The following is a 23,508-nucleotide window of genomic DNA, read 5'->3' as shown; positions in this document are numbered from 1 at the left end:
GACCGATCATCTCACCGGACGACATACCTATCGGGATGTTCGTTACGACGGCCGCGCTACCCGCCGCTGTGCTGCGCCTTCACCAGGATCTCGCCCGCCGTCGTCCGGTCGTACAGAACCGAACGTCCCGCCCGGCGCCTGCGGACCAGGCGGGCCTCGCGCAGGACGCGCAGATGGCGGCCGACCGAGCCCAGGGTCTGGCCGGTGAGGGCCACCAGGTGGGTGGTGCTCTTCGGGGTGTCGAGGAGCAGCAGGACGCTCGCGCGGGCCGGGCCGAGCAGGCGGGCGAGGGGGTCGGCGGCCGGTCGCTGGTCGGACCCGGCGAGGGCGCCGGCGCACGGGTAGACCACGGCGTAGCGGTGCGGCACGTCCCAGGAGACCCATCCGGTGGCGGGCGTGACGGGGACGAAGAGCAGCTGGGCGCCGTGGACCGCGCGGGGCGGATTGTCGTGGGCGTTGATCTGGAGCCGGCTGCCGCCCAGCCAGCGCATCCCCGGCCGCATGCCGTCCAGGACGGCCGCCCAGCCGCCCTGGCTGACCTGGCCGGTGCGTGCCACCACATCGGCCTCGATGATCCGGCGGCGGCGCGGCCAGGTGGGCCGTACGGCCTCCGTCCACACCCACTCCAGCAGCTCCGCGAGGAGCCCCGGCAGATCGTCGCGGCGCAGCGCGGGCGGGAGCGGGGTGCGGCCCAGGGAGACCGTGAGGTCGGAGCGGGCGGCGGCGGGGTCCGTCGTACGGATCCGGGCCAGCTCCTCCTCGAAGGACGGCTCGCCCTCGCCGGGCGGCGCCTGGGTGAGGAAGTCCGCGAGCCAGGTCCGGCCGAGCGCGGCCCGTACGAGCAGCGCGGTCACCGGGTCGTCGGCCAACCGCGCCCGGTAGGCGGGCAGATGGGTGTCCAGCCAGGCCCGCTCGCCCGGGTGCGCGGCGGTCGCCCGCTCCAGGGTGATCAGGGCGGCGGTGGTCTCGGCCAGGGCGGAGCGGACGAACCGGCCGCCCGCGAGCGTGTCCGCGTCCACCAGCCACAGCCCCATCGGCCCTCCGTCGCCGCCCCGCCGCCACCCCGTGGTCGCGCGTCGTCGCGTGTCGTCCCGCGTCTTCCGGCGTCGTTCCGCGTCGTTTCGCGTCCGCGCGAAACATTAACGCCGCCGCGCGGCGACTCCCGAGCCTGAAGGCCATGCGCACTTATCGAGAAGTGTTCCGGGCCCCGGAGTTCACCCCGCTGTTCCTGGTCTCCGCCACCCAGGTGGCCGCCTCGACGGCGAGCGGCCTCGCCCTCGGCACCCTGGTCTACGCCGCGACCGGCTCACCGCTGCTCTCCGCGCTCAGCATGTTCGGCCCCTCGCTCGCCCAGGTGGCGGGCGCGCTGGCGCTGCTGTCGGCGGCCGACCGGCTGCCGCCGCGTGCAGCGCTGGCCGGGCTGTCGGCGCTCTTCGCCCTGGGGACCGCCGCGCTGGCCCTCCCCGGGCTGCCCGTGGCGGCCGTCCTCGCCATCGTGTTCGGGCTGGGCGCGGCGGCCTCCCTCGGCGGGGCCGTCCGCTACGGGCTGCTCACCGAGATCCTGCCCAAGGACGGCTATCTGCTGGGCCGTTCGGTGCTCAACATGTCGGGCGGCACCATGCAGATCGGCGGATACGCGGCCGGTGGCCTCCTCCTGACCGCCCTCTCGGCGCGCGGCACCCTGCTCACCGCCGCCGTGCTGTACGCGCTGGCCGGGGCCACCGCCCGGTTCGGCCTGAGCGGGCGTCCGGCGCGGGCCGCCGGCCGGCCCTCGGTCGCCGAGACATGGCGGGTCAACGCCCGGCTGTGGTCCTCGGCGCCCCGCCGCCATGTCTACTACGCGCTCTGGGTGCCCAATGGGCTGATCGTCGGCTGTGAGTCCCTCTTCGTGCCCTACGCGCCCCGGCACGCCGGGCTGCTCTTCGCCGTGGGCTCCCTCGGCATGCTGACCGGGGACCTCCTCACCGGGCGGCTGCTGCCGCCGCACCGGCGGGAGCGGCTCGCGGCGCCCCTGCGGCTGCTGCTCGCCGCGCCGTATCTGGTCTTCGCGCTGCGTCCGCCGCTGCCGCTCGCGCTGGCCGCCGTCGCCTTCGCCTCGATCGGCTTCTCGGCCACGCTGGCGCTCCAGCAGCGGCTGATGGCGCTGACGCCGGACGAGATGAGCGGCCAGGCCCTGGGGCTGCACTCCTCCGGCATGCTCACCATGCAGGGCGTGTCCGCCGCCCTCGCGGGCGCGCTGGCCCAGCGCACCTCACCGGCGGTGGCGATGGCCACGCTGGCGGCGGTCTCCGTGGCCGTCACCCTGGCCCTGGCCCCGGGTTTGCGGGGCGATCCGACGGCGGCACGCCCGCGCCGAGTGGCCTCGTCCGAGGGGACGGCCGGGGAGGCGGTCCGGGAGTGAGCACCGTAAGGGCGCGGTGAGCACCGTAAGGGTGCGGGCGAGCACCATAAGGGCGTTGGCGAGCACCGTAAGGGCGCCACCGGGGCCACCGGTCGCGGGGCCGTGGGGTCAACCGGGCGCCCGGCGGCCACCCGTTGAGCGGTGCCGGACACGCCGCGCGGGGGTGAGGTTCCCCCGGACGGGTTCGGGCGCCCGGTAGCTGTACGGGCAACTGAACTCCCGCCCCTGGAGGTACGTACGTCCATGCGCAACCGCCGCCGCGCCCTCGGCGCCCTTACCGTTCTTCTCTTGGCGGCACCGGCCGCCCACGCCGCACCCTCCGCGCCCGCCGGGCACGACTGGCCCGACCGGCCGCGTCTGCCCCTGCCCTGGACCGACGATCTGACCATCGACCGCACCGGGGACGTCACCCCGGACGGATCCGTCACGCTGTACGGCAGCTACCGCTGCGTCCGGGAAGGGGCGGAGTACACGCGGGCGAGCGTGCTCGTCACCCTCACCCAGGGCCGGGAGCGCCACGGCCTCGGCGGCTATGACGCGGTCTGCGACGGACTGCGGCACCGCTGGCTGATCGACGCGGTGGACGTGGGGCGGTACGAACCGGGACCGGCGGACGCCGAGGTGACGTTGTTGAGGTTCGACGCCGGTGACTCCTTCGTGCCGCTGCCGAGGAACGTGGCCGGGATCGAGCGGGGGGTCAGGCTGGTGGGCGGCGACCACTGAGCCACCGTCACGAGACGGTCCGCCCGTACGGCCGTCACCCCTTGGCCGCTTCGTCTCCCTGCCCCAGCAGGGAGACGAAGGCCCGGAAGAGCGCGGGCATGTCCACCGCGTCCCGGTCGTGCAGCCACTGGAACTGGAGCCCGTCCATCACCGCCACCAGCAGCGGCGCGGCGGCCTCCGGGGTGAGCCCGCCGGGGAGCCGGTCGCCGAACTCGCCGCGCAGGATGGCCGCCATGTCGGCGCGCACCTTGTCATAGCGCTGGGTGAAGAAGCCGCGCGCGGGGTGGTCGTCGGTGACGCTCTCGCCGAGGAGCGCGGAGAAGGTCTGGACGACCCCGGGGCGCATCGCGTTGTAGTCCACCAGCGAGGCCAGCAGGTCCAGCGGCCATATGTGCCCTCCGTCGCGCCGCGCGGAGCCGGTGTCCCACTGGTCGCGCTCCTCGAGCACGGCGATGAGGAGCGAGTCCTTGGTGGGGAAGTAGTGGAGCAGCCCCTGTTGGGTGAGGCCCACCCGCTCGGCGACCGCGCCGAGGGTCGCGCCCCGGTAACCGCGCTCGGCGATCACTTCGAGCGCGCGGCGGACGATCTCCGCCCGTCGTTCCTCACCACGTCTGGTACCGCGCTCGGTCGCCCTCTCCATGCTCGTACCGTAGAGCATGTTTGATAACGAGTCGATAACGGTACCTACCTGCTGACAGGTTCTCGGGTCCACGATGGCCCCGGACGAGGACCGGACGGGACCCGCACCGGGAGGGGCGAGCGATGGCGGACGCGATCGGCGAGGGCGGCGAGCCCGATGAGGGCGGCGAGGGCAACGGGGGCGGCACGGCCGAGGCCGTGGAGAAGGCCCTCGGCCTGCTGGATCTGGACACCAAGGCGCGGCTGCTGTCCGGGCAGGACATGTGGAGCCTGCCCGCCGTGCCGGAGATCGGGCTGCGCTCCCTGGTGATGTCGGACGGCCCGATCGGCGTCCGCGGCGTCCACTGGACCGCGGACGACCCCTCCATCGCCCTGCCCAGCCCCACCGCGCTCGCCGCGACCTGGGACCCGGGGCTCGCCCGGCGGGCGGGGCGGCTGCTCGCGCAGGAGGCGCGGCGCAAGGGCGTCCATGTGCTGCTCGCGCCCACGGTCAATCTGCACCGCTCCCCGCTGGGCGGCCGCCACTTCGAGGCGTACAGCGAGGATCCGTATCTCACCGGCGAGATCGGCACCGGCTATGTGACGGGTGTGCAGGACGGCGGGGTGGGCACCACCGTCAAGCACTTCGTGGCCAACGACGCCGAGACCGAGCGCTTCACCGTCGACAACCGGATCGCCGCGCGGGCGCTGCGCGAGCTGTATCTCGCGCCCTTCGAGGCCATCGTCAAGAACGCCCGCCCCTGGGGCGTCATGGCCGCCTACAACGGGGTCAACGGCTCGACCATGACCGAGCACCGCGAGCTCCAGCAGGGCGTGCTGCGCGGCGAATGGGGCTTCGACGGCTTCATCGTCTCCGACTGGCTGGCGGCCCGTGACACCGTGCGGGGGCTCAAGGGCGGGCTCGATGTCGCGATGCCCGGCCCGCGGACCGTCTACGGCGAGGCGCTGGCCGCCGCGGTGCGCGACGGCCGGGTGAGCGAGGCGGAGCTGGACGAGGCGGTGCGGCGGCTGCTCACCCTGGCCGCCCGGGTCGGCGTCCTGGATGGCGCGGCCCCCGCCGTCGCCCCCGCCGGCCGGCCCGGCCCGATCGACGGGGACGCGCTGGCCCGCGAGATCGCCCGGCGGTCCTTCGTGCTGCTGCGGAACGAGGGCGCGGGCGGCCGGGAAGCCGTGCTGCCGCTCGACCCCGGCGCCCCCGGCGGGGTGCGGTCGCTGGCCCTGATCGGCGCCGCGGCGCGCGACGCCCGGGTGCTGGGCGGTGGCTCGGCGGTGGTCTTCCCCGACCATGTGGTCTCACCGCTCGACGGGCTGCGGGCCGCCCTCCCGCCGGGCGTCGAGCTCAGCTACGCCGTGGGGGCCGACCCCACCGATGAACTCACCCCCGCCGCCCAGGGGTTCGAGCTGCGCGCCGTGGTCCGGGCCGCCGATGGGCGGGTGCTCGGCGAGTCCCGGCTGGCCAGTGGGCAGGTGCAGTGGATCAGCGACTTCCCCGACGGGGTGAGCTTCGAGGAGCTGCACAGCGTCGAGACCGTCGGCACCTTCACCCCGCGCGAGAGCGGCGCCCACTCCTTCGGCACCAGGGGGCTGGGCGGCCTCCGGCTGGCCGTGGGCGGCAAGGTGCTCTTCGAGGGGGACGAGCACCCGGCGGACGTCGGCGACCCCTTCGAGGCGTTCATGGGCTCGCCGGTGTCCCGGGGCCAGGTGGAGCTCACGGCGGGCGAACCGGTGGAGGTCAGCCTCGTCTGCGCGGTGGCCCGGCCCGAGGACGCCCTTCTGGACGCCGTCTGCTTCAGCCTGCTGCACCGGGCCCCGGAGCGGGACGCCGAGGAGCTGATCCAGGAGGCCGTCGCCGCGGCCTCGGCGGCCGAGGCGGCCGTGGTGGTGGTCGCCACCACCGAGCGGGTCGAGAGCGAGGGGTTCGACCGCGGGCATCTGCGGCTGCCGGGCCGTCAGGACGAGCTGGTGCGCCGGGTCGCCGCCACCGGCACCCCCACCGTGGTGGTGGTCAACGCGGGCTCACCGGTCGAGATGGCCTGGCGGGACGAGGTCGCCGCGGTGCTGCTGAGCTGGTTCCCGGGCCAGGAGGCGGGGGCCGCGCTCGCCGACGTCCTGCTGGGCGCGGAGGAGCCCGGCGGCCGCCTGCCCACGACCTGGCCCCAGCGGCTCGAGGACGCCCCGGTCAGTACGGTCACGCCCAGCGAGGGCCGGCTGGTCTACGACGAGGGTGTGTTCATCGGCTACCGCGCGTGGGAGCGGCGGGAGGGGATCGCTCCGGCGTACTGGTTCGGGCATGGCCTCGGCTACACGGACTGGGCGTACGAGGCGCTGGACTTCACGCCCGCGGGGCGGGACGGCGAGGCGCTGGGCACGGTGACCGTGCGGGTCCGCAATACGGGTGCCAGGGCGGGGCGTGAGGTCGTGCAGCTCTACCTCACCGTGCCGGAGAACGACGGGGTGGACCGCCCGGTCCGGCGCCTGGCGGGCTTCGCCTCGGTGGGCGCGGCCCCGGGGGAGACGGCCGAGGCGGCCATCCCCGTGCCCCGCCGGGCGGCGGAGATCTGGGACGAGACGAAGGGCGCCTGGCGCCTGATCCCGGGCACTTACGCGGCGGAGGCGGGCCGCAGCGTAGCCGACCGCCGCCTGTCGGCCCCGGTGCCCGTGCAGCCGACACCCTGAGCCACGCCGCCCGACACGCGCCGAGGCCGCTCGCGTCCACCAGCCAGAGTGCGCCCGACGATCCGCGCCGCCTGCGGCGGGCTGTCCCCCTCCCCGCCCCTTCCCGAACCTGGGGCTCCGCCCCGCCCCCCAGAGCACCGGGGCTGCGCCCCAGGCCCCGGGGGGCGGGGCTGTACCCCAGATCCTGGGGGCCGGGCTGCGCCCCAGGCCCCGGGGGTCGGGGCTGTACCCCAGATCCTGGGGGCCAGGGCTGCGCGCCAGACCTCGGAGGGCAGAGGCTGCACCCAGACCCCGGGGGCAAGGGCTGTACCCCAGATCCCGGGGGGCAGGGGCTGCACCCCAGACGCCGGGGGCGGGGGCTGCACTCCAGGCCCCTGGGGGCCGGGGCTGTGCCCCAGGCCTCGGACCTCGGAGGGTCGGGGCTGGACCTCAGACGCCGGAGGACCGTGGTGCGCCCCAGCGGGCCTGCGCCCCTGCGCCCGGGGGCCAGGGGTGCAGGCCCTGCCGGGCGGCGGAGCCGCATGAAGGGAGGGGGCCCGCGTCCCGCGCCCGGCTTCCGGGCCTTGGTCGGGAGCCGGGGGCGGCCAGGGGCAGGGTCAGGGCGCGGTGATGCGGCGGTAGGCCATGTTGGCCAGTTGTGCCTGGCCCGCCTTGCTGGGGTGGAACCAGTCCCACTTGCTCAGCTCATGCGTGGTGAAGCGGTATTCGTGCACCGCCGGGTCGAACCGGCACAGCACATCCCGCCCGCACACGTCCTTCAGCACCTTGTTGTACTCGGTCACCCGGTCCGCCACCCGCTGTCGGCGGTCGTTGGAGGCCGCGTCCAGGTCCTGGGAGTCCTTCAGCATCGACGGGCAGATGCCCAGCTTCCAGATCTGCCGGCCGAAGACGTTCTTCCGCCCCTCCGACCACAGCCGCTTCAGGTCCGGCACGCTGGCCACGTACACCTGAGTCTTCGGCAGATCGCGGCGCAGCCGGGTGAGCGCCGAGGTGAAGGTGGTGCGGAACTGCTCGGCGGAGGTCATGTCGTCCACCGAGTCCCGGCACGCGTCATTGGCGCCGATCATCACGGTGATCAGCTTCGGCTTGCGGGCCGCGGCCGCCTCGATCTGGCCGGGGAGGTCGGCCACGACCGCGCCGGTCTTGGCGAAGTTCCAGGCGTGGGTCCCCGCGTCGGCGGTGGCGGAGGGCAGCAGCCGCTGGGCGAGGCTCCGCACATCGGTGCCGGTGGACCACGACACCTCGGGGCAGTCGGAGAGCACCGAACAGGCGTCGAAGCCGCGGGTGATGGAGTCGCCCAGGGAGGCGATCGAGGTCGGCCGGGTGTTCCAGACGATGGACCGCTTGGCGCCGGGCGTCTTCCCCGCGCGGGTCGGCCCGTGCCGGGAGGGGTCGTCCGAGCTGCCGAAACAGCCCGCGGAGCTCAGCACGGCGGCGGTGGTGAACAGCACCATGCCCGTGCGTCCAGCGGTGCGCCCGGCGGTGCGCGGTGACGGGCGCACGATCGTACGCGTGGTCGAGGAAGCGGCCGCCGATCGCTTCCGGCGTGTCGCGCTGACCCGCATGGCTGTTCCCCCTCCGGCTGTTGGGTGATATCTGTCCGGACCGACGGTACGTCACTCCTCCGACTGGCTCGCACGGTACGTTTTTCTTGTGCCAGATGAGCGTCGTCCCGGCGACATGGCGCGCTATGCGGTACCAACACATTACGCCCCGTCACATCCTGTCCACTTTCTAGAGAATTCTGCACGATAAATTTCACTGAAGGTGACGTCGAGACTGGTGTGGGGCTGATCACTAGGGCAGAATGTGATCCGATGTCCCGGGCGGGACCGGTACGGGCGCGAGGCCGCTGGGGAAGGCGCACCTCGAACCGCACAGGAGGCACCGGTGACGACCCGTGGAGTTCTGTATGTGCACTCCGCTCCGCGCGCGCTGTGCCCGCACGTCGAATGGGCCATCGCGGGCGTCCTCGGCGTGCGGGTCACTCTCGACTGGATCAAGCAGCCTGCGGCGAACGGCACCTGGCGTGCCGAGTTCTCCTGGCAGGGCGAGGTCGGCACGGCCTCCAAACTGGCCTCCGCGCTCCGCGGCTGGCATCTGCTGCGCTTCGAGGTGACCGCCGAGCCCTGCGCCACCGCCGAGGGCGAGCGCTACAGCTCCACCCCCGAGCTCGGCATCTTCCACGCCGTCACCGGAATGCACGGCGACATCCTGATCCCCGAGGACCGGCTGCGCGCCGCCCTCGCCCGCTCCGCCCGCGGCGAGAGCGACCTCGAGGCGGAGATCGCCAAGCTGCTCGGCAAGCCCTGGGACGACGAGCTGGAGCCGTTCCGCTACGCGGGTGAGGGCGCCCCGGTCCGCTGGCTGCACCAGGTCGTCTGAGCGCCTGACGCGCCGCCATCCCTTTGGCCGGGAGCCCGCTTCGGGTTTTAGCGTGGCGGCATGACCGAACAACACCCGGCAACGTCCGTCGCGGTCCTCGGCACCGGCATCATGGGCTCCGGAATGGCCCGTAACCTCGCCCGCTCCGGGCTCGAGGTCCGTGCGTGGAACCGCACCCGATCCAAGGCCGAGCCGCTCGGCGAAGACGGCGTACGCGTCACCGACACCCCGGCCGAGGCCGTGGACGGCGCCGATGTCGTCCTGACCATCCTCTACGACGGCGCCGCGGCGCTCGAGACGATGCGGCAGGCCGCCCCCGCGCTGCGCCCCGGAACCGCGTGGGTCCAGGCCACCACGGCGGGTCTCGAGGCGCTGGAATCGCTCGCCGCGTTCGCCCGCGAAAAGGACCTCGTCCTCATCGACTCGCCCGTGCTCGGCACCAAGCAGCCCGCGGAGAGCGGACAACTGCTGGTGCTGGCCGCCGGACCCAACCCCGTCCGCCCGGTGGTCTGGCCGGTTTTCGACGCCATCGGCAGCCGTACGGTGTGGGTCGGCGACACCGCGGAGAGCGCCGCCGCCACCCGGCTCAAGCTGGTGCTCAACAGCTGGGTCCTCAACGTCACCCACGCCACCGCGGAGGCTGCCGCCCTCGCCAAGGGGCTGGGCGTGGAGTGGCAGGGCTTCCTGGACGCGGTCGAGGGCGGCCCGCTGGACAACGGCTATATGCGGGCCAAGTCGGCCCAGCTGCTCCGGGGCGACCTCGAGCCCAGCTTCGCCACCAAGACCGCGGAGAAGGACGCCCGGCTGATCGTGCAAGCCGGGGAGCGCGCCGGAGTGCGGTTGGACCTGGCGGCCGCCGGCGCGGAGCGGTTCCGCCGCGCGATCGAGGCGGGCCACGGCGACGAGGACATGGTGGCCTCGTACTTCGCCAGCTTCGACAGCGAAGCCCCCTGAAGCGACGGCGAAGCCCCTGAAGCGGAAGCGGCCCTGACACACCGGTGGCCCGCCCCCGGCCGGAGCCGGAGGCGGGCCGCGCCCGCGTATCAGAGCGTCAGACCACCGAGGTGGTCAGACCGTACGGAAGGCGAGCACCACATTGTGGCCGCCGAAGCCGAACGAGTCGTTCAGCGCCACGATCGGGCCCTCGGCCGGGAGCGCCCGCGCCTCGCCGGTCACGACGTCCGCGTCCGCCTCCGGGTCCAGCGAGCCGATGTTGATCGTCGGCGGGGCCAGCCGGTGGTACAGCGCGAGCACGCTGGCCACCGTCTCCACACCGCCCGCGCCGCCGAGCAGATGGCCCGTCATGGACTTGGTGCCGGAGACCGCCATGTGGTCCACGTCGTTGCCGAACACCTTGCGCAGCGCCTTGATCTCCGCCAGGTCGCCCTGCGGGGTCGAGGTCGCGTGCGCGTTGACGTGCGCGATCTCGGCACCGCTGATGCCGGTGTTCTCCACCAGGTTTTGCAGCGCGTTCCCGATGCCGTTGCCGGACGGCTCCGGCTGGGTGATGTGGTGGGCGTCGGCCGAGATGCCCTGGCCGATGGCCTGCGCGTACACCCGGGCGCCACGCGCCGCGGCGTGCTCCGCCGACTCCAGGACGATGGCGCCCGAGCCCTCGCCCATCACGAAGCCGTTGCGGTCGACGTCGAACGGGCGCGAGGCGCCCTGCGGGTCGTCGTTGTTCTTGGACATCGCCATCATGTTGCCGAAGGCGACCATGGGCAGCGGGTGGATGGACGCCTCGGTACCGCCCGCGACGACCACATCGGCGCGGCCGGTGCGGATCATCTCGATGGCGTAGCCGATGGCCTCGGCGCCGGAGGCGCACGCGCTCACCGGGGTGTGCGCGCCCGCACGGGCGTTGAGGTCGATGCTGACATTCGCCGCCGGGCTGTTGGGCATCAGCATCGGCACGGTGTGCGGGGAGACCTTGCGGACGCCCTTCTCGCGCAGCACGTCGTACTGGTCGAGCAGGGTGGTGACCCCGCCGATACCGGAGGCCACGACCGCGCCCAGCCGGTCGGGGTCGATCGAGGAGTCCTCGCCCGCCTTGGCGGTGAAGCCCGCGTCCGCCCATGCCTCACGAGCCGCGAGCAGCGCGAACTGCGCGGACCGGTCGAGCTTGCGGGCCTGCGGACGCGGAATGATCGTGCCCGGCTCCACCGCGATCTTCGCGGCGATGCGGACCGGCAACTCGGCCGCCCATTCCTCCTCCAGGAGGCGGACGCCGGACCGGCCGGCCAGCATGGCCTCCCAGGTCGACGGGGCGTCGCCACCCAGCGGCGTCGTGGCACCAACACCGGTGACGACCACGGTGCGATTGGTCGAGTTCACAGGAATTCCTACTCCACGTGTAGAAGGTGCTGGACCTGCCACCGCACGGGCGGCGACGACCGGTCTTGATACGGGCTCAGCCCTGGTGCTTGAGGATGTAGTCGACGGCGTCGCCGACGGTCTTGAGGTTCTTGACGTCGTCGTCCGGGATCTTCACGTCGAAGCGCTCCTCGGCGGCGACGACCACCTCGACCATGGACAGCGAGTCGACGTCCAGGTCGTCGGTGAAGGACTTGTCCAGCAGGACGTCCTCGGTCGGGATACCGGCGATCTCGTTGACGATCTCGGCGAGACCCTCGAGGATCTCTTCCTGAGTGGCGGCCATTGCGGCGCTCCTTCTTCGGTGTGTTGCGGTGGTGGCGCAGCGTCCGACTTCTGTGGAGCTGCGTGGATATGGACTATGGAGCCTAAGGGAGGGTAACGACCGTCGCTGCGTAGACGAGACCCGCTCCGAATCCGATGACGAGCGCGGTGTCGCCGCTCTTCGCCTGCCCCGTCGCCAACAGCCGCTCCATGGCGAGCGGAATGGAGGCGGCCGAGGTGTTGCCGGTGGTCTCCACATCACGGGCGACCGTGACGTGCTCCGGCAGCTTGAGGGTTTTGATCATCGAGTCGATGATCCGCATGTTGGCCTGGTGGGGGATGAACGCGTCGAGCTCGTCCGCGCCGACCCCGGCCTCGTCCAGGGCCTGCTGGGCGACCTTCGCCATCTCGTAGACGGCCCAGCGGAAGACCGCCTGGCCCTCCTGGCGCAGCGCCGGGTAGCGGACGTCGGCGGCGTTCTGCTCGCGGTAGACGTCCCAGGGCAGCGTCTGGGTGATGGTGTCGGACTTGTCGCCCTCCGAGCCCCACACGGTCGGGCCGATCGCGGGCTCCTTGGAGGGGCCGACGACCACGGCGCCGGCGCCGTCGCCGAACAGGAAGGCCGTCGCCCGGTCCTCCAGATCGGTCAGGTCCGAAAGCCGCTCGACCCCGATGACCAGCACATGCTCCGCGGTGCCGTCGGTGATCATGCCCTTGGCGAGGGTCAGCCCGTAGCCGAAGCCCGCGCAGCCCGCCGAGATGTCGAACGCGGCAGGCTTGCCGGCGCCCAGCAGATGCGCGATCTCGGTGGCGACCGCCGGGGTCTGCTTCAGGTGCGAGACCGTGGAGACGATCACGGCGCCGATCTGCTCCGGCGTCAGACCGGCGTCGGCGATCGCTTTGCCTCCGGCCTCCACGGACATGGCGGCGACCGTCTCGTCCGGACCGGCCCAGTGCCGGGTGGCGATGCCCGAACGGGAGCGGATCCACTCGTCGGAGGAGTCGATGTGCTTGAGGATCTCCTCGTTCGGCACCACCCGGGTGGGACGGTAGCCACCGACGCCGAGAATGCGCGCGTACGGGGCGCCCTTGCTGGGCTTGATCTTCGCGGTCATCCTTCTCGGAGCTCCTCTTCGGCCGGGGTGTCGACGGGAACGGCGTGCTCCGCGATCAGCGCACGGGCCGTGTCGAGATCGTCCGGAGTCTTCAGCGCCACATTGGTGACGCCCGGCAGCGCGCGCTTGGCGATGCCGGTGAGCGTGCCGCCCGGGGCCACCTCGATCAGCCCGGTGACGCCCAGCTCCTGGAAGGTCTCCATGCACAGATCCCAGCGCACCGGGTTGGACACCTGGGCGACCAGCCGCTCGATCACCCCGGCCCCGGTCGTCACGACCCCGCCGTCCCGGTTGGAGACGTATCGGGTGCGCGGATCGGCCACCGGGACGCCCGCGACCAGGGCCTCGAGGGCGGCGACCGCCGGGGCCATGTGGTCGGTGTGGAACGCGCCGGCCACCTTGAGCGGTACGACCCGGCGCACCCCCTCCGGCTTGTCCTCGGCCAGCGCCGCCAGCTGCTCGGCGGTGCCCGCGGCCACGATCTGCCCGGCGCCGTTGACGTTCGCCGGGGTCAGTCCGTGCTTGTCGAGGTGGGCGACGACATCGTCCTGCTCACCACCCAGTATGGCGGCCATTCCGGTTTCGGTGCGGCTCGCGGCCTCCGCCATGGCGAGTCCGCGGCGGCGGACCAGCACCATGGCCGCTTCGTCGGTGAGCACACCGGAGGCCGCGGCCGCGGTGATCTCGCCGACGCTGTGGCCCGCGACCGCGCCGATACGGTTCGGCAGCTCCGCGAGACCGGTCGCGCCCTCGACGCCTTCGCCGCCCTCGCCGAACAGCGCGTGGGCGGCGACCAGACCGGCGGCCACCAGCAGCGGCTGGGCCACCGCGGTGTCGCGGATCTCCTCCTCATCGGCCTTGGTGCCGTAGTGGATGAGGTCCAGGCCGGAGACGGCCGACCACCAGGCCAGACGTTCGGTGACGCCGGGGAGGTCGAGCCAGGGGGTCAGGAAGCCGGGCTTTTGAGCACCCTGGCCGGGAGCGACGAGTACGAGCACTCTCACACTCTCTCTTGTGGACGGTCCGGCTCGCCCGTGAGGACAAGGACGAAGAACCGACAGGGGAATTGTGGGGGTCCGACAAATGGTCAGGGCAATATGTTCGCGTCGGCGAGACGTCCCAGGATCAGGGCTATGCGCAGAGTAAACGCCGACCTGACGTCGGAAGGTGACCATCCGGTGACGTCCGTCACACGTCGTAGCCGGTAGCGGACGGTGTTCGGGTGAACGAAGAGCATTCGGGCCGCACCCTCCAGGCTGCTCGCCTGTTCGAGGTACACACTCAGTGTCTCGAGCAGCGCGGAACCGGCTTCCTCCAGCGGTCTGTAGATCTCCTCCACCAACTGCTCACGGGCGGCCGGATCCCCGGCCATCGCGCGCTCGGGCAGCAGGTCGTCGGCGAGCACCGGGCGGGGCGCGTCCGGCCATGCGGTGCACGCCTTCAGCCCGGCCGCCGCGGCCCCCGCCGAGCGGGTCGCTGCCAGCAGGTCGGAGACCACGGGGCCGGCCACCACCGGACCCGGGGCATACGGCCCGATCAGCGCCTTCGCCGCCTGGAGCGGATTGTCCGAGCCGCCCGCGACCACCACAAGACGGTCGCCCAGCACCCCGGTGAGCACCTGAAGCTTGGCGTGCCGGGCGGCCCGCCGGATCGCCTCGACGGTCAGCTCGCTGTCCCCGTCCGGGGCGGTGCCCAGCACCACGCACACATGTTCGGGTGAGTTCCAGCCCAGGGCGGCGGCGCGGGACAGCGCGCCCTCGTCCGCCTCGCCGGACAGCACCGCGTTGACCACCAGCGACTCCAGCCGGGCGTCCCAGGCGCCGCGCGCCTCGGCGGCCTGCGCGTACACCTGGGCGGTGGCGAAGGCGATCTCCCGCGCGTACACCAGCAGTGCCTCGCGCAGCACCGACTCATCGCCCGGGGCCGCCACGTCGTCGATCGCCGACTCCATGACCTCGATGGTCGTGCGGACCATCTCCACGGTCTGCCGCAGGGTGATCGCCCGGGTCAGCTCGCGCGGGGCGGTGCCGAACACATCGGTGCTGATCGCCTGGGGTGCCTCGGGGTGGCGAAACCATTCGGTGAAGGCCGCGATGCCCGCCTGCGCCACCAGCCCGATCCAGGAGCGGTTCTCGGGCGGCATCGCCCGGTACCACGGCAGCTGCTCGTCCATGCGCGCGATGGCGTTGGCGGCGAGCTTCCCGGAGGACTTCTCCAGGCGGCGCAGGGTGGCACTGTGCGGATGCGGGGTGTTCGAGGCTGGTTCAGGCACGAGGACAAGACTGCCTTATCGGGTGGTGAGCGCTGGGGGCGGGAGGCTACGCGGGGGTATACGCGGGGGTAGGGACGGGGCGGGGGCGGGCGGTCAGGGGACGGTCAGGGGACGGTCAGGGGCGCACTACCGTGGACCGGGTGATGTGGATACAGCGGTCCGGTGCACGGTATCCGGGTGGGGAGGGCGTGGGCATCGAGACGCGCCACGCCTTTTCCTTCTCTGGGTACTACGACCCCGGCAATGTGCGGTTCGGCTCGCTCGTGGCCTGCAACGAGGAGCGGCTCGCGCCCGGCGCGGGCTTCGCCGAACATCCCCACCGCGATATGGAGATCGTCACCTGGGTCGTCGAGGGCGAGCTCACCCACGAGGACTCCACCGGCGCGGGGACCGGCGCGCGGACCGTCGTGCGCCCCGGTGACGTCCAGCGGCTCAGCGCCGGAAGCGGAGTGCGTCACACCGAGCGCAACGCGGGTGCCGAACCCCTCACCTTCGTCCAGATGTGGCTGATGCCGGGCCCCGGTGCCGCCACGGACCCGGCGTACGAGGTGGTGCGCGGCATCGCCGACGGCACCCCGTACGCACTGGAGCGGACCGAGGCGGTGCTGCATGTGCGGCGGCTGGTGGACGGCGAGCGCACCGCGCTGCCGGACGCGCCCTGGGTGTACGCGCACGCGGTGCGCGGCGCGGTGCGGATCGGCGGCGAGACCCTCACGCCGGGCGACGCGGCCCGGATCTCCGCAGCGGAGGGCCTGGAGGTGCGCGCGGAGGGGTCCGCCGAGCTGCTGATCTGGGAGATGCACGCGGAGCCGGGCTACGGCTGAGGGGCCTCGAGGGCCCCCGGGGGCTTTCCGGGGGGCTCCCGAGTGTTCCCGGGGGTTCCCGAGGGCTACAGCTCCGCCAGGACCGCGTCGGTGAACGTGGGCCAGGCCTCGATCGCCCACGGGCCGAAGGCCCGGTCGGTCAGGGCCACACAGGCGGCGCCCGCGTCCGGGTCCACCCAGAGGAACGTCCCCGACTGGCCGAAGTGTCCGAAAGTGCGGGGCGAGGAGGAGGCACCGGTCCAGTGCGGCGACTTGCCGTCGCGTATCTCGAAGCCGAGCCCCCAGTCGTTGGGCCGCTGATGTCCGTAGCCGGGCAGCACACCCGTGAGCCCCGGGTGCACCACGGAGGTGGCCACGGCCAGCGTCTCGGCCGCCAGCAGCCGCGGGGCCTGCAACTCCGCCGCGAAACGGACCAGGTCGTCCACGGTCGAGACGCCGTCCTTGGCGGGCGAGCCGGGCAGGTCGGTGGTGACCATGCCGAGCGGCTGGAGCACCGCCTGGCGCAGATACTCCGGGAACGGGATGTCCGTGGCCTTGGCGATGTGGTCGCCCAGCACCTCGAACCCGGCGTTGGAGTAGAGCCGGCGGTTGCCGGGCGCGGCGACCGCGCGGTGCTCGTCGAAGGCGAGCCCGGAGGTGTGCGCCAGCAGATGGCGCACCGTGGAGCCCTCGGGCCCCGCCGGCTCGTCCAGCTCCACCGCGCCCTCCTCGACGGCGACCAGCGCGGCGTAGGCGGCGAGCGGCTTGGTGACCGAGGCGAGCGGGAACCGATGCCCGGTCGGGCCGTACGATCCCGCCAGGGTCCCGTCCTCCCGCACAACGGCGGCCGCCGCCGTCGGAACCGGCCAGTTCTCGATCATCCGCAGGCTCTCCATGCCCAAGAGCCTACGGGGTGCCCGGCGGGGGCTCTTTCCCCTCCCCGCCCCTTCCCGCGGCATCGATATGCGGCTCCGCCGCGTGGCAGGGGCTCCGCCCCTGGACCCCGGGGCCGTGATCAGCTCACCGGCCGGGGCGCCGATCGCGCGGCCTGCGACGCGGTGGCCGGCGGGCAGGGGCCCAGGGGCGCGCGCGGGGCGGATGGTCGGGCGGAGGCCCCGCGCATCCGGGTTGTCCGGGCGGGGGCTGGAGCCCTGGGCGACGGGGCGACCGTCGCGCCGGGAACGCCTGCGGCGGCGGACCGAGCGCGGTTGGTGCGTCGGCGCGGCGGGTGGCCGGGCGTGGCCGGGGCGTCCGGCGGGGGCTGGGGCGGAGCCCCTGCCACGCGGCGGAGGCGCATATCGATGCCGCGGGGAGGGGCGGGGAGGGGGAACGGCATGCGGGTGCGGCCGATGACCGGGCGGGCGTCCGGGCGCATCCGGGCTGCCGCCCGGCCGGGGTCTGGGGCGGAGCCCCGGTTTCGGGAAGGGGCGGGGAGGGGAACAGCCCGCCCTTCCCGCGGCACGTCGGCGCAGCCTGATGACCGGGGGCGCCCGTGCGCATCCGGGTCGTCCGGCCGGAGGCCGGGGCGGGGCCCCGCCGCGCGGCGGAGGCGCATATCGATGCCGCGGGGAGGGGCGGGGAGGGGGAACGGCATGCGGGTGCGGGCGATGACCGGGCGGGCGTCCGGGCGTATCCGGGCTGCCGCCCGGCCGGGGTCTGGGGCGGAGCCCCGGTTTCGGGAAGGGGCGGGGAGGGGAACAGCCCGCCGCAGGCGCCAAGGTTCTCCCAAATCTCCGCTTGCTTGGAGTGCACTCGAAGCCAATAGCGTTGAAGACGTCGACGAGGTGTGCGGATCCGCGACCTGCGAGAGGTGAACCGGCATGACCGTGATGGAGAGCGCCCCCGTAAAGGCGCGGAAGAACTGCGCGGGGAGAGTCGGCCACCCCCGGCCCACCGGGCAGGACCGGTACTCGATCAGTGAGGTCGTCGCCCACACCGGGCTGACGGCGCACACCCTGCGCTGGTACGAGCGGATCGGGCTGATGCCGCATGTGGACCGTACGCACACCGGCCAGCGCCGCTTCACCAACCGCGACCTGGACTGGCTCGACCTCGTCGGCAAGCTGCGGCTGACCGGGATGCCGGTCGCGGACATGGTCCGCTACGCCGAGCTGGTGCGAGAGGGCGAGCACACCTTCGCCGAGCGCGAGGAGCTGCTGACCGCGCACCGCGAGAACGTGCGGGAGCGGATCGCCGAGCTCCAGAGCACGCTCGAAGTCCTCGACTTCAAGATCGATGTCTACGCTGACGCCCGGAGGGCGTCGGAGAGGTTCGACCCCGTATGAGCGACAGCACCAACGAGACCATCGCGACCGTCGGCCTGGGGACCGGCGGACCCGAGGTCGGCGTCCAGGGCCTGGGCTGCATGGGCATGAGCTGGGCCTACGGACCGACCCACGACGAGGCGGAGGCCCGCGCCACGCTGGAGCGGGCCCTGGAGCTGGGCGTCACGCTCTTCGACACCGCCGATGTCTACGGCTTCGGGCGGAACGAGGAGTTCATCTCCCCCTTCGTCCGGGCCAACCGGGACCGGATCACCCTGGCCACCAAGTTCGCCATCGAGCGCGACGAGAGCGACCCGTACGGCCGCCAGCGGATACGCAACGACCGCCCGTACATCCGCCAGGCCGTCGAGGGCAGCCTGCGCCGCCTCGGGGTGGACCACATCGACCTGTACTACATGCACCGGCGCAACCCCGAGGTGCCGCTGGAGGAGAGCATTGGCGCCATGGCCGAGCTGGTGGCCGAGGGCAAGGTCAAGCACCTCGGGCTGAGCGAGGTCACGGCGAACGAGCTGCGCGCGGCGCACGCGGTGCACCCCATCGCGGCGGTGCAGTCGGAGTGGTCGCTGTTCAGCCGCGACATCGAGGAGAGCGTGGTGGGGGCCGCCCGCGAGCTCGGCGTCGGCCTCGTCCCGTACTCGCCGCTCGGCCGCGGCTTCCTCACCGGCTCCTTCGTCCAGGCCGAGCAGGAGCTGGGCGAGGACGACTTCCGCCGCCGTCAGCCCCGCTTCACCGGCGACAACGCGGCCGCCAACGCCGCGCTGCTGGAGCCGCTCCGGAAGATCGCCGAGGCGCGCGGGGCCACTCTCGCCCAGATCGCGCTGGCCTGGGTGCAGCAGCGGGCCCAGGTGCACGGGCTCGCCGTGGTGCCGATCCCCGGCACCCGCACCCGCGCCCGGATCGAGCAGAACACCGGCGCGACCCGGATCGAGCTGACCGCGGACGAGCTGGCCGCGCTGGAGCCGATCGCGGGCCAGGTGGCGGGCGCCCGCTACGCCGATATGAGCGCGACCAGCGCGGGCCGGGAGTAACGAGCGGCACCGGGACGCTGTGCGGGGCCGCCCGCGCGGCCGGGGGCGGTCGTCAGCCGAGGCCCTGGCGGCAGTCCGGCCCCGTGTCCGGACCGCCGCCGTCCTCCTCCGCGCACCGCACCCCGTCGAAGTCCCCCAGCGCGATCCGCGAGAAGTTGCGCAGTGAGTCCGTCCCCGGCGCGAAGTAGCCGGTGTGCCCGTGGGCGCTCTCGGAGGAGACCACCCGGGCGCCGAAGGACGGATCGGTTGGGTCGTCGCCATGGCCCAGGCCCAGGAAGTCATAGCCGGTCACCCGGCGGATCCAGTCGGTGCGGTCGCGCGCCGCCCAGACCCGGGCCCCGGTGCGCAAAGCATCGGCGCTGTCCGCGCGCATCCCCGGGCTGCCCAGCACCACCAGGTCGGAGACGCGGGCGCGGTCCATCGCGGAGGCGGCGAGACCGCAGACCACCGAGCCGTAGCTGTGGCAGAAGACGGCGGGCGGGGCGTCGGCGGTGGCCGCGGTGGTCACGGCGAGCCCGGCCAGGAACCGGTCCAGACGGGGCGCGCCCGCCTCGGCCAACCGGCTGGTGGCGGCGTCCGGGCCCAGCCCGACCGGGGTGGTGTAGCCGACCCAGGCGATGACGGCGGTCGGGGTCGCGGGCGCGTCCTCGGCCATCTGGGCCCGCAGCGACCGGGCCATCCCGGCCGGGGCGCCGTACGGGTCGCCCGTGCGGTCGAAGTCTTCCAGGTCGATGTCCGAGCCGGGCACGATCACGGCCGTGCGCCGGGCCGCCGCCAAGTCCCCGTACACCTCGGCCACCTGGCCGCGCCCGCGCGGATCGAAGGCGAGGATCTGGCGGCCGGGCCTCAGCAGCGCCGCGTACCGCTCGGCGAGCGGGCTCTCCGGGTCGGCCTTCCGCTCCTTGTGCCAGGCGGCCCGGATCGCCCGGGCGTTGGCCTCGTACCGCAGGCTCAGCGGCGCCCCGTCCAGATTGCCCACCACCTCGGGGTGCCGGATGACCAGCGCCTTCCGCTGGACCTCGGTGAGCCGGTCGAAGAACCGGGCGATCCCGGCGGGCGAGACGGTGGCCGGATCGGGCAGCTCGCGCCCGGCCCCGCCCAGCGAGTGGTCCGCCAGCCACGCGGCGGTCCCCGGCGGCGGCCCGGTGATGGCCTGCTCCTCGTGGGCCACGGTCCAGCCGGCCGTCCCCGCCATGACGGTGATGGTGAGCGCCGCGGTGATCAGGCGTCGTGCGTAGTGCCTGGTGCGTAGCGTCTGGGACATGGCGGCGGCTTTCCCTTTTCCGTCGGTGGACCTGCCCGTCGGCGGATCCGTCGGTGGCGGAGGGAAAGGTAGAGAGGTGTCGGGTGGCGGTACGTCACCCCCCGGTGCCAAGTGGGATGTCATACCCCAGTAGGGGGTGGCCGCCCGGCCCAGGTCACTGACCGGGTGTCACCAGGCCCGACTCATAGGCGAAGATCACCGCCTGGGCGCGGTCGCGAAGACCCAGCTTGGCCAGCACCCGGCCGATGTGCGTCTTCACCGTCTGTTCCGCGAGCACCAGCGACTCGGCGATCTCCTGGTTGGACAGGCCGCGGGCGATCAGCTCGAGCACCTCGGTCTCCCGCGGCGTCAGCCCGCTGCGCCGCAGGGCCGGGCCGTCGCGGCGCGGGGCGGGGCGCTGGCGGGCGAAGTCGGCGATCAGCCGGCGGGTGACGGAGGGGGCGAGCAGCGCCTCGCCCGCCGCCACCACCCGGACCGCGGAGATCAGATCGGCCGGTGGGGCGTCCTTCAGCAGAAAGCCGCTGGCCCCGGCGCGCAGCGCCTCGTAGACGTAATCGTCCACGTCGAAGGTGGTGAGCATCAGGACCTTGGGCCGGTGGGTGACCCCGCGCGGCGGGTCCAGCAGCTGCCGGGCCGCCTCGAGCCCGTCCATCTCGGGCATCCGCACGTCCATCAGCACCACATCGGGGTGGCTGCGGCGGCTGACCGCCACGCCCTCCCGCCCGTCCGGCGCCTCGCCGACGACGTCGATATCGCTCTGCGCGGCCAGCAGGGCGGCGAACCCCGCCCGCACCATCGCCTGGTCGTCGACGATGATCACCTTGATGGTCATGACGCGTCCGTCTCTTCGAGGTCTACCAGGGGGAGGCGGGCCGCGACGCGGAAGCCGCCGTCGGGCAGCGGGCCGGTGTCGAGCATGCCGCCGACGAGCCGTACCCGCTCGACCATGCCGACGAGGCCGTGGCCGGTGCCGCTGGTCTCCAGGGGCTTGGTGGGCGCGCTGTCGGCAGGGCCGTTGACCACCAGCAGGGTCAGCGCCGAGCCGCCCTCCGCCGAGATGGCCACCCGGGTGGCGGCGCCCGGCGCGTGGCGCACCACATTGGCCAGCGCCTCCTGCACGATGCGGTACGCGGACAGCCCCACCGCCTGCGGCAGCGGTTCGAGCTCGGCCACGTCGTCCGCGATGGTCAGCGTGGTCGGTATGCCGGCCCGTACGGTCGCCTCGACCAGCTGGGGCACCTGTCGCAGCCCCGGCTGCGGCGCCCGCTCCCCGCGGGTCTCCTCGCTGCGCAACACGCCCAGCAGCCGGCGCATTTCGGCGAGCGACTCGCGGGCGGTGGCGGCGATGGTGGAGAACTCCCGCTCCGCCTCGGACGGCAGCCCGCCGATCCGGTACGGGGCGCTGTCCGCCTGGACGGTGATCACCGACATGTGGTGGGCCACCACGTCGTGCAGCTCACGGGCGATCCGGGTGCGCTCCTCCAGCAGGGTGCGATGGGCCCGCTCGGCCTCGCTGATCGTCTCCTGCTCGGCCAGCCGCCGCTGGGCGTCCCCGCGCTCGCGCAGCGCCCCGGCGACGAGCAGCACCACGCCGCTGAGCACGAACAGCACCACATTGCTGCCGTTGCTCTTGTCCGGGAAGGCCATGCCGAGCGCCAGTCCGGCGGTGCCGGTGACCAGCCACACCGCCACCAGGGTGCGGCGCGGTTCGCGCAGCGCGAGGGCGAGCAGCAGGAAGAGATAGCCGATGATGGCGCCCGGCAGCCAGGGCCACACCCGGTTCTCCAGGTGGTCCGCGGTGCCGAGCACCACCAGGGCGCAGACCAGGTCGGCGAGGAAGACGATCCACCACGCCTGGAGGGGGCGGGTGACGGACAGCAGCAGCGGGGTGCCCTGGACGATCCCGAGCAGCGTGGCGACGCCGCCGCCCACCCCGTAGTCGTTGGAGAGCAGCTGGGCGGTGGTGGGGACCAGGATCGTGGTGAGGATCATCGCCACGCCGTACGGCACCCTGCGCAGCCAGCTCCTGGGCGACTGGGCGAACAGCGGCGTCGCCGGATAGCTGGGGGTCACCAGGGCCCGGGCCAGGCCGCCCGCCTGCCGCCGGGCGGCCTTGGGCAGGCTCTCGTGCGCGGTGGAGGAGGCGGTGGAAGACGTAGTGGAGGACGCGGTGGTCGATGAGGCGTCGGCGGCCTCGCCGGCCGCTGCGGAGGAGGGACCGGACACTTACAGCTCCGCCAGCAGCTCGGCCTTCTTCGCGCTGAACTCGTCGTCGGTCAGCAGCCCCGCCGTGTGCAGCTCGCCCAGATGACGGATGCGCTCGGCGATGTCGGCGGGGTCGCGGCGCGGGGCGGTGGCCCGGTTCGGGGCCGGGGCGCCCTCGGCGCACGGCACGGGGGAGGAGGCCCGTATGGCCTCCAGGACGGCAGCGGCGAACGGCAGCGACTGGTGGACGAGGCCGTAGCCCATCCCGAAGACGACGGCCGCCGGGTCCCGGTCGGGGCGGTCGGCGGGCTGGTCCTCGGTGGCGCGCCGCAGCAGCCGCAGATAGCCGTGGCCACCGCCCTTGGGGGTGACCTTGCCGGTGCCGTTCCTGGCCGTGCCGTCCTTGGCGGAACCCGCTTTGGCGGCACCGGCCTTGGCGGAGTCCTCCTTGGGGGCGGTGCCCGCCGAGCCGCGGCTCTCCGGCGAACGCCACTCCACACCGGTGAGTTCGTCGATCCGGAAGCGCTGGTCCCCGACCTTCCACTTCTCCGAAGAGGCGCCGGTCCAGAACCAGCGGAAGGAGATGGCCTTCCCGTCGAAGGACGCCTTGCCGTCGTACGCCTTGAAGGACAGCGGCGCCGGGGGCACGGTCACCAGATGCGTCTCGGCCGCGGTGTCCGCGTGGGGGCCGAGGGATTCGCGTATCCGCTCGGCGTAGTAGTCGGCGAGGGTCTCCCGCTCGGCCGGCAGCACCAGGCGGTACGGGTCGTACGCCTCCTTGAGCTGGCCGTCGGCGGCGTCCATCAATGGGTCGGCGCCGGGTCTTGGCACGGCGCGCAGCACCACCGTGCCCCGTTTGCCCACAGCGAGCTCCACCCCGGACAGCGCCTCGAAGGGGATGCGGCGTTCGCCGAGCGCCTGGAGCAGCTTCGGCGTGCGGATCCCCCGTTCGAAGCGGATGAGCATGGAGTCGGCGTCGAACTCCCAGACGGTCTGAAAACCGGCCAGCACATCACCCATGCGGCTCATCGTATGCGGCGGTGGCCCGCCCGTCCCCCTTTGAGGCTACGCGCGT

Annotated in this window: 21 protein-coding genes; 8 read left to right on the top strand and 13 right to left on the bottom strand. The window is 73.3% G+C overall.

The window, feature by feature from the left end; all coding sequences use genetic code 11:
• Positions 1-56: 56 nt before the first annotated feature.
• Positions 57-1,034 carry an ArsR family transcriptional regulator gene (locus tag ACT2CW_RS40900; RefSeq protein WP_445520256.1) on the bottom strand — a complete coding sequence of 326 codons (978 nt, stop codon included), beginning with the start codon at positions 1,032-1,034 and terminating at the stop codon, positions 57-59.
• A 143-nt stretch (positions 1,035-1,177) separates the two neighbouring features.
• Between ACT2CW_RS40900 and ACT2CW_RS40895 the strand changes: the two genes are divergently transcribed.
• The gene (locus ACT2CW_RS40895) at positions 1,178-2,401 is read left to right on the top strand and encodes an MFS transporter (protein WP_445520255.1); all 1,224 of its coding nucleotides are present in this window, start codon (positions 1,178-1,180) and stop codon (positions 2,399-2,401) included.
• Positions 2,402-2,644: 243 nt separating this feature from the next.
• Entirely contained in the window at positions 2,645-3,124 is a 480-nt protein-coding gene (locus ACT2CW_RS40890; RefSeq protein ID WP_164428961.1) for a DUF6299 family protein, read from the top strand.
• A gap of 34 nt (positions 3,125-3,158) precedes the next feature.
• On the opposite strand, the gene ACT2CW_RS40885 is transcribed toward ACT2CW_RS40890, so the two are convergent.
• Entirely contained in the window at positions 3,159-3,764 is a 606-nt protein-coding gene (locus tag ACT2CW_RS40885; RefSeq protein ID WP_138915846.1) for a TetR/AcrR family transcriptional regulator, read from the bottom strand.
• Between the two features lie 122 nt (positions 3,765-3,886).
• Here ACT2CW_RS40885 and ACT2CW_RS40880 point away from each other — a divergent pair, with 122 nt between their 5' ends.
• Positions 3,887-6,439 (top strand): glycoside hydrolase family 3 protein, encoded by a 2,553-nt coding sequence (locus ACT2CW_RS40880; RefSeq protein WP_445520254.1) that lies wholly within the window; start codon positions 3,887-3,889, stop codon positions 6,437-6,439.
• 596 nt (positions 6,440-7,035) lie between these two features.
• Here the strand turns inward: ACT2CW_RS40880 and ACT2CW_RS40875 are convergent.
• On the bottom strand, positions 7,036-8,004 hold the full coding sequence (locus tag ACT2CW_RS40875; protein WP_164428957.1) for an SGNH/GDSL hydrolase family protein: 969 nt from the start codon (positions 8,002-8,004) through the stop codon (positions 7,036-7,038).
• 325 nt (positions 8,005-8,329) lie between these two features.
• Here ACT2CW_RS40875 and ACT2CW_RS40870 point away from each other — a divergent pair, with 325 nt between their 5' ends.
• Positions 8,330-8,824, top strand: coding sequence for a DUF3145 domain-containing protein (locus ACT2CW_RS40870; protein WP_044575947.1), 495 nt, complete (start codon positions 8,330-8,332; stop codon positions 8,822-8,824).
• Between the two features lie 60 nt (positions 8,825-8,884).
• Positions 8,885-9,778 carry an NAD(P)-dependent oxidoreductase gene (locus ACT2CW_RS40865; protein WP_445520253.1) on the top strand — a complete coding sequence of 298 codons (894 nt, stop codon included), beginning with the start codon at positions 8,885-8,887 and terminating at the stop codon, positions 9,776-9,778.
• A 114-nt stretch (positions 9,779-9,892) separates the two neighbouring features.
• On the opposite strand, the gene ACT2CW_RS40860 is transcribed toward ACT2CW_RS40865, so the two are convergent.
• The 5 genes from ACT2CW_RS40860 to ACT2CW_RS40840 form a co-directional block, all read right to left on the bottom strand.
• On the bottom strand, positions 9,893-11,158 hold the full coding sequence (locus ACT2CW_RS40860) for a beta-ketoacyl-[acyl-carrier-protein] synthase family protein (RefSeq protein ID WP_164428953.1): 1,266 nt from the start codon (positions 11,156-11,158) through the stop codon (positions 9,893-9,895).
• A gap of 76 nt (positions 11,159-11,234) precedes the next feature.
• Entirely contained in the window at positions 11,235-11,483 is a 249-nt protein-coding gene (locus ACT2CW_RS40855; RefSeq protein ID WP_020871568.1) for an acyl carrier protein, read from the bottom strand.
• Positions 11,484-11,565: 82 nt separating this feature from the next.
• Positions 11,566-12,576 carry a ketoacyl-ACP synthase III gene (locus tag ACT2CW_RS40850; protein ID WP_164428951.1) on the bottom strand — a complete coding sequence of 337 codons (1,011 nt, stop codon included), beginning with the start codon at positions 12,574-12,576 and terminating at the stop codon, positions 11,566-11,568.
• Positions 12,573-13,574 (bottom strand): ACP S-malonyltransferase, encoded by a 1,002-nt coding sequence (locus ACT2CW_RS40845; RefSeq protein ID WP_445520252.1) that lies wholly within the window; start codon positions 13,572-13,574, stop codon positions 12,573-12,575. The genes ACT2CW_RS40850 and ACT2CW_RS40845 overlap by 4 nt, the downstream gene beginning before the upstream one ends.
• A gap of 89 nt (positions 13,575-13,663) precedes the next feature.
• On the bottom strand, positions 13,664-14,848 hold the full coding sequence (locus ACT2CW_RS40840; protein ID WP_020871571.1) for a PucR family transcriptional regulator: 1,185 nt from the start codon (positions 14,846-14,848) through the stop codon (positions 13,664-13,666).
• A 143-nt stretch (positions 14,849-14,991) separates the two neighbouring features.
• On the opposite strand from ACT2CW_RS40840, the gene ACT2CW_RS40835 reads away from it, so the two are divergent.
• Positions 14,992-15,672, top strand: a complete 681-nt coding sequence (locus ACT2CW_RS40835) for a pirin family protein (protein ID WP_445520274.1) — start codon at positions 14,992-14,994, stop codon at positions 15,670-15,672.
• A 65-nt stretch (positions 15,673-15,737) separates the two neighbouring features.
• On the opposite strand, the gene ACT2CW_RS40830 is transcribed toward ACT2CW_RS40835, so the two are convergent.
• Positions 15,738-16,547, bottom strand: coding sequence for a serine hydrolase domain-containing protein (locus ACT2CW_RS40830; RefSeq protein ID WP_445520251.1), 810 nt, complete (start codon positions 16,545-16,547; stop codon positions 15,738-15,740).
• Positions 16,548-17,471: 924 nt separating this feature from the next.
• On the opposite strand from ACT2CW_RS40830, the gene ACT2CW_RS40825 reads away from it, so the two are divergent.
• Positions 17,472-17,936, top strand: a complete 465-nt coding sequence (locus ACT2CW_RS40825) for a MerR family transcriptional regulator (RefSeq protein WP_164428945.1) — start codon at positions 17,472-17,474, stop codon at positions 17,934-17,936.
• Complete coding sequence (locus tag ACT2CW_RS40820) at positions 17,933-18,964, top strand: aldo/keto reductase (RefSeq protein ID WP_164428943.1); 1,032 nt, start codon at positions 17,933-17,935, stop codon at positions 18,962-18,964. The genes ACT2CW_RS40825 and ACT2CW_RS40820 overlap by 4 nt, the downstream gene beginning before the upstream one ends.
• 52 nt (positions 18,965-19,016) lie before the next feature.
• On the opposite strand, the gene ACT2CW_RS40815 is transcribed toward ACT2CW_RS40820, so the two are convergent.
• The 4 genes from ACT2CW_RS40815 to ACT2CW_RS40800 form a co-directional block, all read right to left on the bottom strand.
• A complete protein-coding gene (locus ACT2CW_RS40815; protein ID WP_445520250.1) occupies positions 19,017-20,228 on the bottom strand; it encodes an alpha/beta hydrolase in 1,212 nt (403 codons plus the stop codon).
• 154 nt (positions 20,229-20,382) lie between these two features.
• On the bottom strand, positions 20,383-21,060 hold the full coding sequence (locus ACT2CW_RS40810) for a response regulator (RefSeq protein ID WP_138915858.1): 678 nt from the start codon (positions 21,058-21,060) through the stop codon (positions 20,383-20,385).
• Positions 21,057-22,454 carry a sensor histidine kinase gene (locus ACT2CW_RS40805; RefSeq protein WP_445520249.1) on the bottom strand — a complete coding sequence of 466 codons (1,398 nt, stop codon included), beginning with the start codon at positions 22,452-22,454 and terminating at the stop codon, positions 21,057-21,059. The genes ACT2CW_RS40810 and ACT2CW_RS40805 overlap by 4 nt, the downstream gene beginning before the upstream one ends.
• Positions 22,455-23,453 (bottom strand): DUF4429 domain-containing protein, encoded by a 999-nt coding sequence (locus ACT2CW_RS40800; RefSeq protein WP_445520248.1) that lies wholly within the window; start codon positions 23,451-23,453, stop codon positions 22,455-22,457.
• Positions 23,454-23,508: the final 55 nt, after the last annotated feature.

Source organism: Streptomyces sp. NEAU-174 (genome assembly GCF_052665095.1).
This window is presented reverse-complemented; position numbering and strand designations above follow the sequence as displayed.